The 15,695-nt window shown below is 53.6% G+C and carries 16 protein-coding genes and 2 tRNA genes; 16 read left to right on the top strand and 2 right to left on the bottom strand.

Annotated elements, in window-relative coordinates; all coding sequences use genetic code 11:
• Positions 1-221 precede the first annotated feature (221 nt).
• Both JRI89_11215 and JRI89_11220 read left to right on the top strand, forming a co-directional pair.
• Positions 222-866: a cobalamin-dependent protein gene (locus tag JRI89_11215; GenBank protein ID MBW2071811.1), complete on the top strand. Its 645-nt coding sequence runs from the start codon at positions 222-224 to the stop codon at positions 864-866.
• A complete protein-coding gene (locus JRI89_11220) occupies positions 863-2,836 on the top strand; it encodes a hydantoinase/oxoprolinase family protein (protein ID MBW2071812.1) in 1,974 nt (657 codons plus the stop codon). The genes JRI89_11215 and JRI89_11220 overlap by 4 nt, the downstream gene beginning before the upstream one ends.
• A gap of 109 nt (positions 2,837-2,945) precedes the next feature.
• Here the strand turns inward: JRI89_11220 and JRI89_11225 are convergent.
• A tRNA-Glu gene (locus JRI89_11225) sits at positions 2,946-3,021 on the bottom strand.
• Positions 3,022-3,048: 27 nt separating this feature from the next.
• Positions 3,049-3,122, bottom strand: a tRNA-Gln gene (locus tag JRI89_11230).
• Between the two features lie 243 nt (positions 3,123-3,365).
• On the opposite strand from JRI89_11230, the gene JRI89_11235 reads away from it, so the two are divergent.
• The 14 genes from JRI89_11235 to JRI89_11300 all read left to right on the top strand — a co-directional run bounded on the left by JRI89_11235 (position 3,366) and on the right by JRI89_11300 (position 15,483).
• The gene (locus JRI89_11235) at positions 3,366-3,902 is read left to right on the top strand and encodes a DUF177 domain-containing protein (protein MBW2071813.1); all 537 of its coding nucleotides are present in this window, start codon (positions 3,366-3,368) and stop codon (positions 3,900-3,902) included.
• A 55-nt stretch (positions 3,903-3,957) separates the two neighbouring features.
• Positions 3,958-4,140, top strand: coding sequence for a 50S ribosomal protein L32 (rpmF, locus tag JRI89_11240; GenBank protein ID MBW2071814.1), 183 nt, complete (start codon positions 3,958-3,960; stop codon positions 4,138-4,140).
• 164 nt (positions 4,141-4,304) lie between these two features.
• Entirely contained in the window at positions 4,305-5,285 is a 981-nt protein-coding gene (locus tag JRI89_11245; GenBank protein MBW2071815.1) for a ketoacyl-ACP synthase III, read from the top strand.
• 60 nt (positions 5,286-5,345) lie between these two features.
• Positions 5,346-6,515: an acyl-CoA dehydrogenase family protein gene (locus tag JRI89_11250; GenBank protein ID MBW2071816.1), complete on the top strand. Its 1,170-nt coding sequence runs from the start codon at positions 5,346-5,348 to the stop codon at positions 6,513-6,515.
• A 196-nt stretch (positions 6,516-6,711) separates the two neighbouring features.
• A complete protein-coding gene (locus JRI89_11255) occupies positions 6,712-7,503 on the top strand; it encodes an electron transfer flavoprotein subunit beta/FixA family protein (protein MBW2071817.1) in 792 nt (263 codons plus the stop codon).
• Positions 7,500-8,696 (top strand): electron transfer flavoprotein subunit alpha, encoded by a 1,197-nt coding sequence (locus tag JRI89_11260; GenBank protein ID MBW2071818.1) that lies wholly within the window; start codon positions 7,500-7,502, stop codon positions 8,694-8,696. The genes JRI89_11255 and JRI89_11260 overlap by 4 nt, the downstream gene beginning before the upstream one ends.
• Before the next feature lie 71 nt (positions 8,697-8,767).
• Positions 8,768-9,520 (top strand): 3-oxoacyl-[acyl-carrier-protein] reductase, encoded by a 753-nt coding sequence (fabG, locus tag JRI89_11265; GenBank protein MBW2071819.1) that lies wholly within the window; start codon positions 8,768-8,770, stop codon positions 9,518-9,520.
• Positions 9,521-9,636: 116 nt separating this feature from the next.
• Entirely contained in the window at positions 9,637-10,878 is a 1,242-nt protein-coding gene (gene fabF / locus JRI89_11270; protein ID MBW2071820.1) for a beta-ketoacyl-ACP synthase II, read from the top strand.
• A 28-nt stretch (positions 10,879-10,906) separates the two neighbouring features.
• Complete coding sequence (gene rpiB, locus JRI89_11275) at positions 10,907-11,341, top strand: ribose 5-phosphate isomerase B (protein ID MBW2071821.1); 435 nt, start codon at positions 10,907-10,909, stop codon at positions 11,339-11,341.
• A 92-nt stretch (positions 11,342-11,433) separates the two neighbouring features.
• Positions 11,434-12,693: a serine hydroxymethyltransferase gene (locus JRI89_11280; GenBank protein ID MBW2071822.1), complete on the top strand. Its 1,260-nt coding sequence runs from the start codon at positions 11,434-11,436 to the stop codon at positions 12,691-12,693.
• Between the two features lie 3 nt (positions 12,694-12,696).
• Entirely contained in the window at positions 12,697-13,152 is a 456-nt protein-coding gene (locus tag JRI89_11285; GenBank protein ID MBW2071823.1) for a cytidine/deoxycytidylate deaminase family protein, read from the top strand.
• Positions 13,153-13,159: 7 nt separating this feature from the next.
• The gene (gene nrdR, locus JRI89_11290) at positions 13,160-13,618 is read left to right on the top strand and encodes a transcriptional repressor NrdR (protein MBW2071824.1); all 459 of its coding nucleotides are present in this window, start codon (positions 13,160-13,162) and stop codon (positions 13,616-13,618) included.
• Between the two features lie 78 nt (positions 13,619-13,696).
• Positions 13,697-14,797 (top strand): bifunctional diaminohydroxyphosphoribosylaminopyrimidine deaminase/5-amino-6-(5-phosphoribosylamino)uracil reductase RibD, encoded by a 1,101-nt coding sequence (gene ribD / locus JRI89_11295; GenBank protein ID MBW2071825.1) that lies wholly within the window; start codon positions 13,697-13,699, stop codon positions 14,795-14,797.
• A 29-nt stretch (positions 14,798-14,826) separates the two neighbouring features.
• Positions 14,827-15,483, top strand: a complete 657-nt coding sequence (locus JRI89_11300) for a riboflavin synthase (GenBank protein MBW2071826.1) — start codon at positions 14,827-14,829, stop codon at positions 15,481-15,483.
• Positions 15,484-15,695 lie beyond the last annotated feature (212 nt).

The raw sequence follows: 15,695 nt of genomic DNA on the forward strand, positions 1-15,695 counted from the left end.
AGGTGGCCAGGGAGAAGGCGAGGGAAATTCTGGCCACGCACCAGGTGGAGCCGCTGCCCAGGGAAGTGCAGGAAGAGCTGCAGGCGATTATCAACAGTGCTGAAGAAACATATGCCCGGGTCTGATGCAAAATGAGAGCGTTGGTGCAGAGACTACTGTGGCATACCACTGGCTAGTCATCAGTTCAGCCCAGTCAGAATTTCCACAAAGGAGTACAAGAAATGTCAGAGGGAACCATTGATCAGTTGCGAGATGCTATTATGGCCCTCGAGCCGGACAGAGCCAGGGACGCAGCAATGCAGGGCATAGAGGAAGGAGTTGATCCACTGGAGATGATAAACCAGGGAATCAGGTATGCTCTGGACCAGATGGGTGAGCGCTTCGCCTCCGGCAACCTGTTTTTGCCTGAACTCATGCTGGCAGCACAGGCTGCAGATGCTGCCGTGCAGATCCTGGAGCCCGAGCTCTTGAAACGTGGTGCCAGCAGCGACCAACTCGGCAAGGTGCTGCTGGCAACTGTCAAAGGGGACATCCACGATATCGGCAAGAACATAGTGGCCCTCCTGATGAAGGCTGCAGGGTTTGCTGTGGTGGACCTTGGCGTGGACAGAACCAGCGAAGATATCTTGGCGGCAGCCAGAGAGCATCAGGTTGATGTGATTGGCCTTTCAGCGCTGCTTACTACTACTATGCCGCGGATGAAAGAATTTGTGGAACTGCTCGAAGAAACTAGCGTCCGGCACCATTTCAAAATCATTGTTGGCGGGGCACCAGTCACCCAGGAGTTTGCGGACGCCATTGGTGCTGATGGTTACGGAGCCGACGCCAGCCGGGCTGTTGAACTCACCAGGAGACTGATTGCTTGATCAACATGGCCTACGGATTAGGAATAGATGCCGGCGGCACTTATACTGATGTGGTGCTGCTCGAGTTCGCCAGCGGTCAAGTGGTGGTGGCTGACAAAGCCCCCACTACCAGAGCCGACCCTGCTCTTGGCATCCGTGCCGGTCTGGCCAGAATAGACGCAGAACTCCTTTCCCAGGTTAGTATGGTCTCCCTGGCCACTACCTTTGCCACCAATGCCATTGTAGAAGATATGGGTGCCGAGGCGGGCCTGATTCTCATTGGCTATGATGAGCGGCCACCTGAGATTCCGGAGACAACAGCGGTACTTATGGTCGGTGGCGGCCACCGTGTCACTGGCGAGCAAAAGTCAGCCCTGGACATCCAGTATCTCGAGGAAAACCTCGAGACGTTCGCAAGAGGTTTGGCTGCGGTTGCTGTGGCCGGTTTTTTTTCGGTGCGCAATCCTGAACATGAAATAAGGGTGGCCGAGCTCGTCCACTCTCGATTCGGCTTGCCAGTGGTGCAGGGGCACCAGCTCTCTTTGCAGTTGAACGCCATGAAAAGGGCGACTACTGCCTGGTGGAATGCACGTCTCATACCTCTCATTGGCAAGCTCATACTGGCTACCACAGAGGTGCTCGGAGATATGGGCGTAACTGCTCCCCTCATGGTGGTTCGCGGTGATGGCACCCTGATGTCTGCTGATACTGCTGAGTCTAGACCTGTGGATACTTTGCTTTCAGGCCCAGCAGCAAGCATCCTGGGAGCGAAGCACCTTGCCGGCATTGACAACGCCCTCATAGTAGATATGGGCGGAACTACCACAGACATGGCGGCGCTGTGCGGTGGCAGGGTCGTTGTTGATCCGCTGGGGGCAAAGGTAGGCAGGTGGGAGACTCTTGTGCAAGCCGCCAGAGTGAAAACTGTAGGCATCGGCGGTGACAGCATAGTCTCTATCAATGGCGGCAGACAACTACAGGTGGGACCTCGGCGAGTTGTGCCTCTTTGTATTTTTGTGCAACGTCATCCTGAAGTGCTTGCCATGCTGCAGACAATTCAACGCCGCATGTCAGCAACGCCATACCGAAACATCAATCCTTGTTCTTTCTATGCAAATACAGGTGGACACAGTGCAAACGATGATGAGTTTCTAGCATCACTCACTGCAAGACCAGTGAGTGAGTTTCTACGACAAGGAGACTCCTGCAAATGGCCTGCCACCTGGAGGCTGGAACGATTGGAACAAAGAGGCCTGGTGGAGCGCAGTTCACTCACTCCCACAGATATTTGCGTTGCCACAGGAGGGTTGGAACTAGGCAACAAGAAAGCAGCTCAATCAGGACTTGCTGTTTTCTCCCGATTCTTGGGAATGACAGAGGCGGCTCTTGCCGAGGCTGTAAGAAGAGAGATCTGCAGGCAGCTCTGCCTCCAGGCAGTATCTTTCCTGGAGGGAGGTGATGATACAGTACTGTCAAAGTTTGTCAATCGCTGGTTCCAACAAGCAGGACAGCCCGCAGGCAGTGTCAGATTGAATGTCGACATGTCACTTTCTGCGCCTGTCATTGGAGCAGGTGCGCCTGCTGCCTCTTTCTTGCCAGCGACCTTTCGTCGACTCCATACTGATTGCCTTCTACCACGAAATTACCAGGTATCAGTGGCTGTTGGCGCTGTGGTGGGGATGGTAGACTTCACCCTTGTGGGCACCATAAGACGAACACCGTCCAGGAGATACACCCTGTATACCGCAGCCGGCAGGGAAGACTTTGACACCTTCGAAGAATCTTTGCAACAGGGAAGAGAACGGCTCGAGAATTTGGCATGGCAGCGAATGCTGCGCAACCGTGTGAGGGCGCCCCAGCTGGAATTTCAGACAGTGGACAAGAAAGTTCCTAGTGGGCACGGCGATGAAGTCTACCTGGAAACTGAGCTGCGACTGCGGGCCTGGGGCAGGCCAAACGTGGAGGAACAGGAAGGTGAAGCAGGCGAGTAGTTTGCTGGGCTGTTTGTTGCTGAGAATTCTAGCAGATTTGGACCGATAGGGTAGCGCTGGATGACAAAAAAGAAAGGAGTCAGGGTTGCCTTCCTGACTCCTAGATTCTTGGCAGTCCCAACGGGACTCGAACCCGTGTCTTCGGCGTGAGAGGCCGATATCCTAGACCGCTAGACGATGGGACCTGTACTGCCTAGATGCAGTTCTGTGTTTGGCTGGGGGACGAGGATTCGAACCTCGGTAGCATGATCCAGAGTCATGCGTCCTGCCGCTAGACGATCCCCCAACAGCGCAAAAACCTTAAACGAACCTGGCGGGCAAGTCAAGTCAAAATCGCCGCAAATGTGTGCCCATTGCCTCTGTAATGATCTCATGGATCCGCCTGTTGACATCTCTGGGCGGTGGTTTCATTTCACCTAGTGAAAAGGTATACTCCATACAAAAGTCTAGGGAAAAGTGCTTGACAAATAGACGCCTTTTCTTATACTTACCAGTTCACTGTTTACGAGGTAGCAAGGGCAGGTGACCTTTGATTGTCAGAATAGACGAGTTGCCGGAGTCCGGCAGAGTTTTTCATCTGCACAGGAATGCTTCATGGCTGCCCCAGATGGTAGGCCAACCGGATGACCTTGGCCAGCTGAGTCTAACCAGACCGCTGAATGCGGATCTGGATCTCACCCCGGAAAAAGATACGGTCAAAGTCAAGGGATGGCTGCAAGCATGGGTCAAACTGCCTTGCAGTAGATGTCTCTGTGAGTTTTCCATGGAGATTGCAGAGACCTTCGAGTTTCAGTTCATCCAGGCGCGCCCTGATGAAATGGAGGAGGACATCGACCTCAAAACAGAAGAGATGAACACCGAATTTTTTGATGGAATGAAAATTGATCTTGATCGGATAATTGCGGAACAAATTTTCCTTGCTATTCCCCAGAAGCCCCTGTGCCACGAGGGCTGTCGTGGCCTTTGTCCGGGTTGTGGCAACGATTTGAACAGAGAGCCGTGCAACTGCCGAACGCCTTTGACGGAATCGCCTTTTGCGGCGCTCAGATCTTTGAAGCTCGACTAACACTGGCTGTTCCTGGTGGCACCTGCTGCGCTCACAATATGAAGGAGTGGACATAATGGCTTTGCCCAAGAGACGTCATTCAAAATCTAGAAGAAACAAACGGCGGACCCACTATAAACTTACGCCAACCTCGCTTTCCCTCTGCTCGCAGTGCAACGAACCGAAACTGCCACATCACGCCTGTCCCACCTGTGGGACTTACAGGGGGCGTGAAATCATCAAAACTGAAGAAGAGTAAGAGTTCCTAGAAAAATTGAGTCTTGATTACGTCTCTGAAACGCTGTATTTTGATTTTTTACCGGACCGTACCGTCCGGTCCGCTCCTGAGTTTGCGGGTTGGCAGGCAGAATGCAGTTGCAAAAAAGCAGTGGCCATTTCATTTGTAGAAAGGGAGGCACCATGATTCGAAGTGTTATTCTGGGGACTGGCTCTGCGGTTCCGAGCAAGATTCTGACTAACAAGGATCTCGAAAAAATGGTGGATACCTCGGATGAGTGGATAAGCAGCCGCTCAGGGATCAAGCAGAGATACATTGCCAGCAACGGAGAGACCACTTCCCATTTGGCAACCGAAGCTGCCCGTTCGGCCCTGCAGATGGCAGGAGTTGCACCTGAAGAAGTGGGAATGATTATGGTGGGCACCACCACGCCTGATTTGCTGCTGCCCAACACAGCAGGTTTCGTCCAGCTCAATCTGGGAGCGCGCAATGCTTTTACTTTCGATATATTTGCCGCCTGCAGTGGTTTTATCTATTGTCTGACAATCGCAGACAAATTCATCAAGGAAAACCCCAATAACAAAATCCTGGTAATTGGGGCCGAAGTACTTTCGAGCATCACCAACTGGCAGGATAGAAATACCTGCGTACTCTTCGGTGACGCTGCCGGTGCTGCCTTGGTGGGCGGGGTAGAAGATGAAGATCGAGGAATTCTCTCTACCCATCTCCACTCTGACGGCTCTTTGTGGCAACTTCTCTACATTCCAGGAGGCGGCTGCCGGAACCCGCTCACGCCTGAAAATATCAACGATAGTGCCCATTGCATTCACATGCAAGGCAACGAGGTGTTCAAGTACGCAGTACGGGCCTTGACGCAAGTAGCCCGCGAGGCCATGGAGAACAATGGCGTAGAGCCCAATGATATTGATTTTTTTATTCCTCATCAGGCCAATATTCGCATTATGAAGAAAGTGGCAGAGAAGCTGCGGATTCCTATGGAACGCGTCTACGTGAACATTGATCGTTATGGCAATACTTCGTCAGCGAGCATTCCGGTGGCATTGGATGAAATAAATCGCGCCGGCAAGCTGCAAAGAGGAGACCTGATACTTATGGATGCCTTTGGTGGCGGTTTTACCTGGGGAGCTGTATTGATACGCTGGTAGGACATTGTCTCATACTCAGCAGCGAAATCTGAAGAGGTTGTCAGTGAGAGGAGGGCGGAGGTGGATTATTTCCTCACGGAAGAACAACAGATGATCAAAGAAATTGCCGCAAAAATCAGCAAAGAAAAAGTCAGGCCTGCTCGGGCCGAATTGGACGAGAAGGAGGAGTTTCCCTGGGAGCTCATGAAAATTATGGCTCAGTCTGATCTGTTTGGACTTTACATTCCCGAAGAGTACGGCGGACTTGGTGGAGGTGTTCTGGAGAATTGTCTGGCGGTAGAGGAACTGGCGCGAAGCTGTATCGGCGTGGCCACAACTTTTGCTGCCAGTGGTCTTGGGGCATATCCAATCCTGCTCTATGGCAGCGAAGAACAGAAGCAGAAATACTTGCCCCTTATTGCCAGCGGTGAGAAACTTGCTGCTTTTGCAGTGACCGAAGCCAACGCAGGGAGTGATGCCGGCGGCATCCAGACGACTGCCAGGCGGGACGGTGACCACTATCTGCTCAACGGCACCAAACAGTGGATAACCAACGGCGGCGAAGCTGAAATCTACAGTGTAATTGCCATTACCGACAGGTCTAGAGGAGCGAGAGGCGCGAGCGCCTTTATCGTGGAAAAGGGTGATCCAGGCTTTTCTTTTGGCAAGAAAGAGAAAAAGATGGGAATACGTGCCTCGGCCACGAGAGAGCTACTTTTCAATGACTGCCGCATTCCTGCTGATCGCCTCATAAATCGCGAAGGCATGGGGTTTATCATCACCATGAAGACCTTTGACATGTCGCGGCCGGGAATCGGGGCGCTGGGTGTGGGCTTGAGTCAAGGGGCTCTGGACATTGCCGTGGAATACGCCCGCAAGAGGGTGCAGTTCGGCAAGCCGATCATTTCATTTCAGGCAGTGCAGCATATGCTAGCTGACATGGCAACCGAGACTGAAGCAGCCCGAGCTCTGGTTTATGCTACAGCCAGATACATCGACAGCGGGGCAAAAGATGTGTCCAAATATGCGGCCATGTCCAAACTGTTTCCCAGCGATGTGGCCATGCGGGTCACCACGCAGGCGGTGCAGGTGCTCGGCGGCTATGGATACATGAGAGAATATCCTACAGAGAAGATGATGCGGGATGCCAAGATCCTGCAGATCTATGAAGGAACAAATCAGATACAGCGGAATATCATCGGCCAGGAGTTGAACAAGGAGTATGGTCGGCTGAAGGAGTCCTTTTTCTAGGACGTGCCGGTTGTTGCCATATCCTTGTGTACGAGTTTTTGCCAGGACGGCCGTAATCACTCTCTGGGAGCAGCATCTTGCCGCGATGCGCCCATGCCCAGAGCCCCGTCCGTTGGATAGGGCCTTCTATAGAGGAAATAATAGGATGGGGGGGGTGCTGGAGAGTAGTTGTCCACACCAAAAGCGGAGATATAGTATGCACATTGTTGTCTGTATAAAGCAGGTGCCTGATGCCAAAAACGTTCGCATCGACCCTGAGACCTGTACACTGATTCGCCAGGGAGTGGAGAGCATTGTCAATCCCCATGATTGGTATGCCGTGGAGGGGGCGTTGCGATTGAAGGATGCCGCGGCTGGCAAGGTTACCGCAATAACCATGGGGCCGCCACAGGCGGAAGAAGCGTTGCGACAAGTACTCGCCCTGGGAGTCGACGAGGCCCTGCTCTTGAGTGATCGAACTTTCGCCGGGGCTGACACCTGGGCCACATCTCTCACCCTGGCCAGAGCAATAGAGAAGTTGGCACCAGTCGACCTGGTGTTTTGTGGCAAGCAGGCCATAGATGGAGACACTGCCCAGGTCGGTCCTGAACTGGCAGGCCACCTTGGCTGGCCCTATGCCACCTATGTGAGAAAACTGGAAATGGTGGCGGCTGGGGAGCTGCAAGTGGAGCGGCTCACTGATCTTGGATATGAAGTTGTCGAGATATCACTGCCCGCAGTGTTGACTGTGGTCAGAGAGATTGGCGACCCGCGCATGCCTGGTCTCAGGCACAAGATGCGGGCCAGAAAGCAGGAAATCCCGGTAATGGGAGCGGCTGAATTGGGCTTGCAGCCTGAACAGGTGGGCTTGCAGGGATCATTTACCCAGGTGGTCAGGGTGTTCTCCCCACCACCCAGGGGCGATCGGTTGGTGCTGACGGGAACTGTGGAGGAACAAGCGGAATTGTTACTGCAAAAACTATCAGAGGAGAAGATTCCCGGATTATGAAGGCCAGAGTAGATGTAGATAAGTGCATAGCCTGTGGAGAATGTCTGGAGGTCTGTCCGGTTGAGGCCATTGAGCTGGTGGAAGAGTATGTCCAGGTCAATGACGACTGCACTCTTTGCGGCCTCTGTGTAGATGTCTGTCCAGAAGAAGCCATCAGTCTGCCCGAGTTGGTAGGCTCCAAGACCGAGGGTATAGAGGCATATCAAGGCGTCTGGGTCTTGAGTGAACACTACAACGGCAAGGTCCACAGCGTGTCTTACGAGCTTCTGGGAGTTGGTCGCAGCCTGGCAGACAAACTCGGGGTCGAGCTAACTGCTGTGGTTCTAGGCAATGGGTTGACAGAGGTCAGTGAATATCTCATCGGCTATGGGGCTGACAGGGTTTATGTGGGCGAACACCCAGGACTGGTGCCCGTCAATGATGAGATACATGCCAGGGTTCTCAGCAACCTCATCCGCGAAAAGAAGCCAGAAATTTTCCTGGCAGGAGCCACTGCTCAGGGCAGATCTCTGGTGCCGAGGGTTGCTGTGGCTGTGGGCACTGGGCTCACCGCAGATTGCACTGGCCTGGACATTGGTGAAGACAAGTTGCTCTATCAGACCCGCCCTGCCTTTGGTGGCAATGTGATGGCCACAATCGTCTGTCCAAATCGCCGGCCGCAAATGGCCACTGTGCGTCCGAGGGTGATGCGCAAACCGGAATTTGATCCTCGCAGGCAGGGGATGGTTGAACACTTTACGCCGCAAGAAGAGATTTTGCAGGCCCGAGTACGAGTGGTAAAGACCGTGCTGGAAGAGCAGGACAAGACTCCACTGGCAGATGCGGAAGTGGTGGTCACTGGCGGGCGGGGGCTGCAGAAGGCGGAGAATTTTGCCCTGATCGAAGAACTGGCTGGTCTCCTCAACGGTGCAGTGGGAGCGAGCCGCAGCGTGGTGGATGAAGGCTGGCAGCCATACAGCCATCAGGTTGGTCAGACCGGCAAGACTGTTTCACCCAAGCTCTACATGGCGTGCGGTGTCTCCGGCGCCATCCAACATGTGGTCGGCATGCAGGGGTCCGAGATTATTGTGGCGATAAACAAGGATCCGCACGCTCCCATCTTTGATGTGGCTAATTATGGCATTGTTGCCGACCTTTTCGAATTTCTGCCGGTGCTGGTAAAAAAGATTCGGGAGCGGCGGGGAGAGTTTTAAATGCGGAATGCGGAATTGGGAATGGTGGGGCAGGTCAAGACTGGCCAGATTGATTGAGACAGGGAGGAGAGATGGCTGACAAAGAGCAGAGGGTGGCTGTGGTTACCGGGGGCTCCCGGGGAATTGGCCGGGCTATTATCATGGCGCTGGCAGAGCCGGGATTGTATGTGGTCTTCAATCATTACGATCCTCCTGAGGACACTGCAGCGGCAGAAACCATTGCTTTGGTCCAGGAACGCGGCTGTCAGATTGAAGGCGTGCGCCTGGATGTCTCCGACTATGGAGCGGTGCAGGAATTTTTCCGAGATATAGCCAAGCGGTTGGGCAGGGTGGACATCCTGGTCAACAATGCGGGCATAACCAGGGATAATTTTCTGACCAGGATGAAAGAGGCTGACTGGGATGCTGTGCTGGCGGTCAACCTCAAGAGTGCTTTCAACTGCACCCAGGCTGCCAGTCGCTATATGATGAAGCAGCGCTACGGGCGCATTGTCAACATTGCTTCTGTGGTGGGTGCCATGGGAAACGCAGGGCAGGCAAACTATGCCGCTTCAAAAGCTGGTCTCATTGGCTTTACCAAGTCGGTGGCCCGGGAATTGGCGGGGCGCAACATTACAGTGAACGCCGTGGCACCGGGTTTTATCGAGACCGACATGACTGCGGTCCTTTCGGAAAAGGTAAAGGAGGCCTTTCTGGCCCAGATTCCTCTGAAGCGGGCAGGGAAGCCGGAAGACGTTGCCCGGGTGGTCGCCTTTCTTGTCTCGGAGGCGGCATCCTATATCACTGGGCAGGTTATCCACGTAAATGGCGGCATGTATATGTAATAGTCATAGCCGGGAGACTGCCCCGAAGTTTTTCTGGTAATAGGTCTAGAAAGTGCTATATTTGGACGTTGGAAATCTTTCGAGATTTCTCTTCGTCGGAAAACTAAGGAAGAGAAATGCAGCGAAGGGTAGTAATTACAGGACTGGGATTGGTCACACCCATAGGTATTGGCAAGGAAGAAACCTGGAAATCTCTGGTGGCAGGAAAGCCAGGCATCAGCCGGATCACCAAGTTTGATGCCAGCAGCATGGCTACTCAGATTGCTGGGGAGGTGAAAAACTTCAAGCCTGAAGATTTTCTCTCTCGCAAGGAAATCAGGCGGATGGATGACTTTGTCATGTATGCACTGGCAGCGGCTCGCCTGGCCACTGAGGATGCCTCCCTGACAATCAACGGCAGAAACGCCAATAGGGTGGGCGTCATCACCGGCTGTGGCCTTGGCGGTCTGAGAACCATTGAAAAATATCATAAAATTCTCCTGGAGGAAGGGCCGAAAAAGATCAGCCCCTTTTTCATTCCTATGCTTATTGCCAATATGGCGCCGGGACAGATCTCTATAGCCTTTGGCGCCAAAGGACCAAACGTTTCCATCGAGACAGCCTGCGCTGCGGGCAGTCACGCAGTGGGTGATGCTTTCAAGATGATTCAGAGAGGGGCGGCTGATGTGATGATCACCGGCGGAGTGGAGGCCACAGTGACACCTCTAGCCATCAGTGGCTTCAATGCCATGCGTGCCATTTCCACCAGAAATGATGATCCGGAAAGGGCCTCGCGACCGTTCGATCGTGACAGAGACGGCTTTGTCCTGGCTGAAGGCGCGGGAATAATTATTATGGAGGCGCTGGAGCATGCCCTGGAGAGAGGGGCGAACATCTACGCGGAGCTCATTGGCTATGGACTCAGCGGCGATGCTTTTCACATGGCAGCGCCTGCTCCGGAAGGTGAGGGCATGGCGCGCTGCATGCAGATGGCCCTGGATGATGCTGGCATAGAGCCACAGGAGATTGATTACATCAATGCCCACGGCACCTCCACTGATCTCAACGACAAGTATGAGACCCAGGCGATCAAGACCGTCTTTGGCGAACACAGTTACCGACTGGCAGTAAGTTCCACCAAGTCCATGACCGGACATCTTCTTGGTGGTGCAGGGGGAGTGGAGGCCGCCTTTACTGTATTGGCTTTGCGGGAGGGTATTATTCCTCCCACCATAAATTATGAAAATCCCGATCCTGACTGTGATCTGGATTACGTACCCAATACCAGTCGTAAGGCTGATATCCGCACAGCCCTATCCAATTCCTTTGGCTTCGGTGGCACCAATGCTGCCCTGGTGTTCCGACGCTACGATTCTTGAATCATTGAGCAGACGACGCGGAGAAGTAATGAAGATTGTCATTGGAAGCGATCATGCTGGCTTTTCGCTGAAAACAGTGCTCAAGCCCTATTTGCAAGAACTTGGATTTTCTGTTGAAGATGTTGGCTGTGAAAGGGAACAGTCCGTGGACTACCCTCAGTATGGCAAAGAGGTGGCCAGACGCGTGAGTGAGGGGGAGTTTCCCAGGGGGATTCTCATTTGCGGCTCCGGGTTGGGAATGTCAATGGTTGCCAACAGATTCAAGGGGGTGCGGGCAGCCCTCTGTCATGACCTCTACAGTGCCATCTTGAGCCGACGCCACAATGACGCCAATCTCCTGGTGCTGGGAGGGAGGCTGATTGGTACTGATGCTGCCAAAGAGATCGTCCGGGTGTGGTTTGCCACCGATTTCGATGGAGGGCGGCATCAACGCAGGGTTGCGCAAATGGACGACTGCTCTTGAAGTTGATAATTTACGGCAGAAACGAGGGACTGAGAAGAGGGCAGCCGGAGTTGTGAGGGGTTGACAGGAGGCGCAGGGAGGGTGACACAGAAATGACGAGGCTGGAACAGGTGGATCCTCAGGTCGCTGAGGCCATTCGCCTGGAAGAAGAACGACAGCTGAGAAGACTGGAACTCATCGCCTCGGAAAATTTTGCCAGCCAGGCTGTCCGGGAGGCGCAGAGTAGCGTGCTTACCAACAAGTATGCTGAGGGCTATCCTGGAGCCCGCTATTACGGGGGCTGTGAATTTGCTGACAGGGCTGAAACACTGGCAATCGAGCGGGCGCGCCAGTTGTTTGGTGCAGAATATGTCAATGTTCAGCCTCATTCCGGGTCTCAGGCGAACATGGCAGTCTATTTCTCGGTGTTGCAGCCGGGAGATACAATTATGGGTATGAACCTGCGCCACGGAGGTCATTTGACCCATGGCAGCCCGGTGAGTTTTTCCGGCAGGCTTTATAAAGTAGTATCCTATGGAGTAGATCGCCACACTGAGACCATCGACATGGATGAGTTCAGCCGATTGGCGAAGGAGGCCAGGCCCAAGCTGGTAATTGCTGGTGCCAGCGCCTACCCGAGAATTATCGATTTTGCTGCCTTTCGACAGGTATGTGACCAGATCGGCGCTTACCTCATGGTGGATATGGCTCACATTGCCGGTCTGGTGGCTGCCGGTCTGCATCCATCTCCTGTACCGGAAGCCGACTTTGTTACTTCCACCACCCATAAGACACTGCGAGGACCAAGAGGCGGCCTTATTTTGGCAAAAGAAATTCATGGCCGTAAAATAGACAAGGAAATCTTTCCCGGCATCCAGGGTGGCCCCCTGATGCATGTGATTGCAGCCAAGGCAGTAGCTTTCAAGGAGGCACTCACCGGAGATTTCAAAAGCTACCAGGAGCAGGTGATACTCAATGCCAAGAGGTTGGCTGCTGAGCTGTCTGAGCGAGATTTCCGGCTGGTCTCCGGCGGTACGGACAATCATATGATGCTGCTAGATCTGCGCAGCAAAGGACTGACCGGCTCTGAAGCAGAGCTGGTATTGGATCAGGCAGGGATCACTGTCAATAAGAACACCATACCTTTTGACCCCGAAAAACCACATATCAGCAGTGGCATAAGAATCGGCACCGCAGCCATAACCACGCGTGGTATGGTTGACAACGATATGATCACTATTGCAGAGTTTATTCACCGGGCCATTGAAAGCAGGGGACGGCTGGAAACTGTGGCCCAGATTTGCGGAGAAGTCGCTGAATTTTGTTCACAATTTCCTCTCCACAAACCGGTTTCCAAGCAAGAGGCGGCTTGAACAATGGAGCGGCCGAGCTGGGAAGCCTATTTTATGGAGATCACCCATCTGGTGTCCCGCCGCTCCACGTGTAGAAGGAGGCATGTGGGGGCGGTGCTCGTCAAAGACAGACGCATCCTGGCCACAGGGTATAATGGAGCTCCTTCCGGCCTGCCCCATTGTCTCGATGTGGGCTGCCTGCGGGAATTGAACGCCATCCCTTCTGGCGAGCGCCATGAACTTTGTCGGGGTCTACATGCAGAGCAAAACGTCATTATACAGGCAGCGCGGCACGGCATACCAATTCAGGGTGCTACCCTTTACTGTACCACCATGCCGTGCGTGATCTGCGCCAAAATGATTATTAACGCAGGAATTGTTTCGGTATATTATGAAGAGGGATATGCAGACGAATTGTCTTCGGATATGTTCAGCCAAGCCAATATTGAACTGATTAGGTGGAGCCCGCAACGGAGGTGAGTCAGTCATGAAGTGCCCCTACTGCGATCACTTGAAGACCCGGGTAATCGATTCACGGCCCGGCAATGGCAGCAATCACACCCGCCGCCGCCGTCTTTGCGACAGCTGCGGTCGTCGTTTCACCACATTTGAACGTTTTGATGACAACAAACCTCTGGTTATAAAAAAGGACGGTCGTCTAGAGGTCTTCGATCGTAGTAAGCTGCTCGAGGGCCTGCGGAAGGCATGCGCCAAACTGCCGGTGCCCGAAGGAGATCTGAGTCGAATTGCGGGCGAGATCGAGACCAAACTGCAATCTAGTCGGCGGCGCAAGTTTCGCAGCAAGACTCTCGGTGATTGGGCTGCGGCTGCCCTGAGGCATACTCATCCGGTGGCCTACATCCGCTACAGTATGGTACACCGTCGAGTCGAAGATCTTCAGGGTATCCAGGCACTTTTGAGCAAGGGTGTGGAGCCCTCGCGTTAATATTCTGATTTGCTGCAACATCGAGATTAAATAAGCGTGTCATCACAAAGGTCTTTGACAAGAGAAGATAAAGTTTTCATGCAGCAGGCTCTGAGACTGGCTGCTCGCGGGCTGGGGCACACTTCACCAAATCCTGTTGTGGGCGCTGTAGTGGTCAACAGGGAGCTGGTAGTAGGAAAGGGCTATCATCGAGAAGCCGGCGGTCCTCATGCTGAAATACATGCACTTCAACAAGCGGCCGAGCGTGCCCGAGGGGGGACGCTCTACGTTACCCTCGAACCCTGCAACCATCACGGCCGGACTCCTCCCTGTACGGAAGCCATTTTACGCAGCGGCATCAGCCGGGTGGTAGTGGGCTGTCTAGACCCCAATCCGCATGTAGCAGGGGGGGGCGCTGAATTTCTCAGAAGACATGGACTCCAGGTAGACATTGGCCTTCTGCACGAGCAATGCCAGCGGCTCAACGAGGCTTTCATAAAACATGCAACGACAGGCCTCCCTCTGGTATTGGCAAAAGTTGCTGCCAGCCTGGATGGAAAAATTGCCAGCAATTCTGGTGATTCACAATGGATTTCCAACGAGCACTCCAGGCATTACGCTCATCGCCTGCGCCAACAGGTGGATGCAATTCTGGTGGGCATAGGTACGGTATTGGCCGATAATCCCAGACTCACGGTGAGGCTGCCGGGCAGGAAGAGAAAAAGGCCTCCATTGAGAGTCATCCTGGACAGCCGCCTCCGTACTCCTCCTGCCAGTCAGATAATTTCCACAACTTCTGAAGCGCCAACTCTCATTGTAACTGGCCCCTCCCCGGCGAGAGAAAAGAAGAGATTACTCGAAGAGAGACAGGTAGAGGTCGTCTCCCTGCCGGTAGAGAACGGCCGCATATCCCTGCCAGCGCTGCTCCGCTATCTGGGGGGGCGGGACATCCTCAGCATCATGGTAGAGGGAGGCGCCGAAGTCCACGGCAGTTTTTTCCAGAGCAAACTGGTAGACAAGGTATGTTTCTTCTTTGCCCCGAAGATAATCGGCGGCAGCGGTGCAGTACCGATGGTGGGGGGAGCAGGATTTGCCAGAATCGAGCAGGCCATTGCCCTGCAAGATATAGTAGTGCGTCGTTTTGGAGACGATATAATGGTGAGCGGCTATGTGCGGCGGCAGCTGTCAGGCCAGAGGTGATTCAGGAACTAACTTATTAAAGAGGCAGCATGTTTACCGGGTTAGTTGAGGGTGTGGGAACAATTGTGCGGCTGCAGCCGAGGGCAGCTGGGATGCGGCTCAGTATCCAAGCGCCCTTTGATCTGACAGATGTGCACATAGGTGAAAGCATTGCAGTTGAAGGCGCCTGTCTCACCGTGATCTCTATAGAGGGAAACGTTTTTACAGTGGACGTTTCCCAGGAGACTTTGCAGCGAACCACCCTGGCTCATCAGCGCCACGGTGACAAGGTCAATCTGGAACGCGCCCTGAAACTTGGTGATCGGTTGGGCGGCCATCTGGTCAATGGACATGTGGATGGCAGGGGTAGATTGCTCGAGAGCAGGAGGGCGGGAGAGTCCCAGATGCTGAGATTCGCAGCTCCCCCGGAAGTATGCCGCTATCTAGTGGAAAAGGGATCCGTGGCAGTAAACGGTGTCAGTTTGACCATAAACCGCTGTTCCGATGAGGACTTCGAGGTAAACATCGTGCCGCATACTGCGCGCTCAACGACTCTTGGAAGTTTGCAGGTAGGCACAGAGGTTAACATAGAAGTTGATCCCATTGGCAAGTACGTGGAGAAATTCATGCGGCAAATGCGCCACCAAGATGAGAAGAGCCAAGTTGGTGTTGATCGGAATTTTCTCGGCAAACATGGCTTTCTTTGATACAGTTGCCGCCTCTTGTGCATTGTCATATGCTATGCGTGCAATATAATGGTGACAATAGATAGAGATTGTCACATTGTTTTCACTGACAATTTTTTTTCTGCTCTCTACATGAGCTATAACCGTAGTTGATGACCCACTCGGCAGTGATTGTTTCTCGCGCCGAGTTTAGACAGCAGCCCCCCCTTTGAGGAGGGCCATAACAGTCGAGC

The organism is Deltaproteobacteria bacterium, assembly GCA_019309045.1.
Lineage (GTDB): Bacteria > Desulfobacterota > Syntrophobacteria > BM002 > BM002 > JAFDGZ01.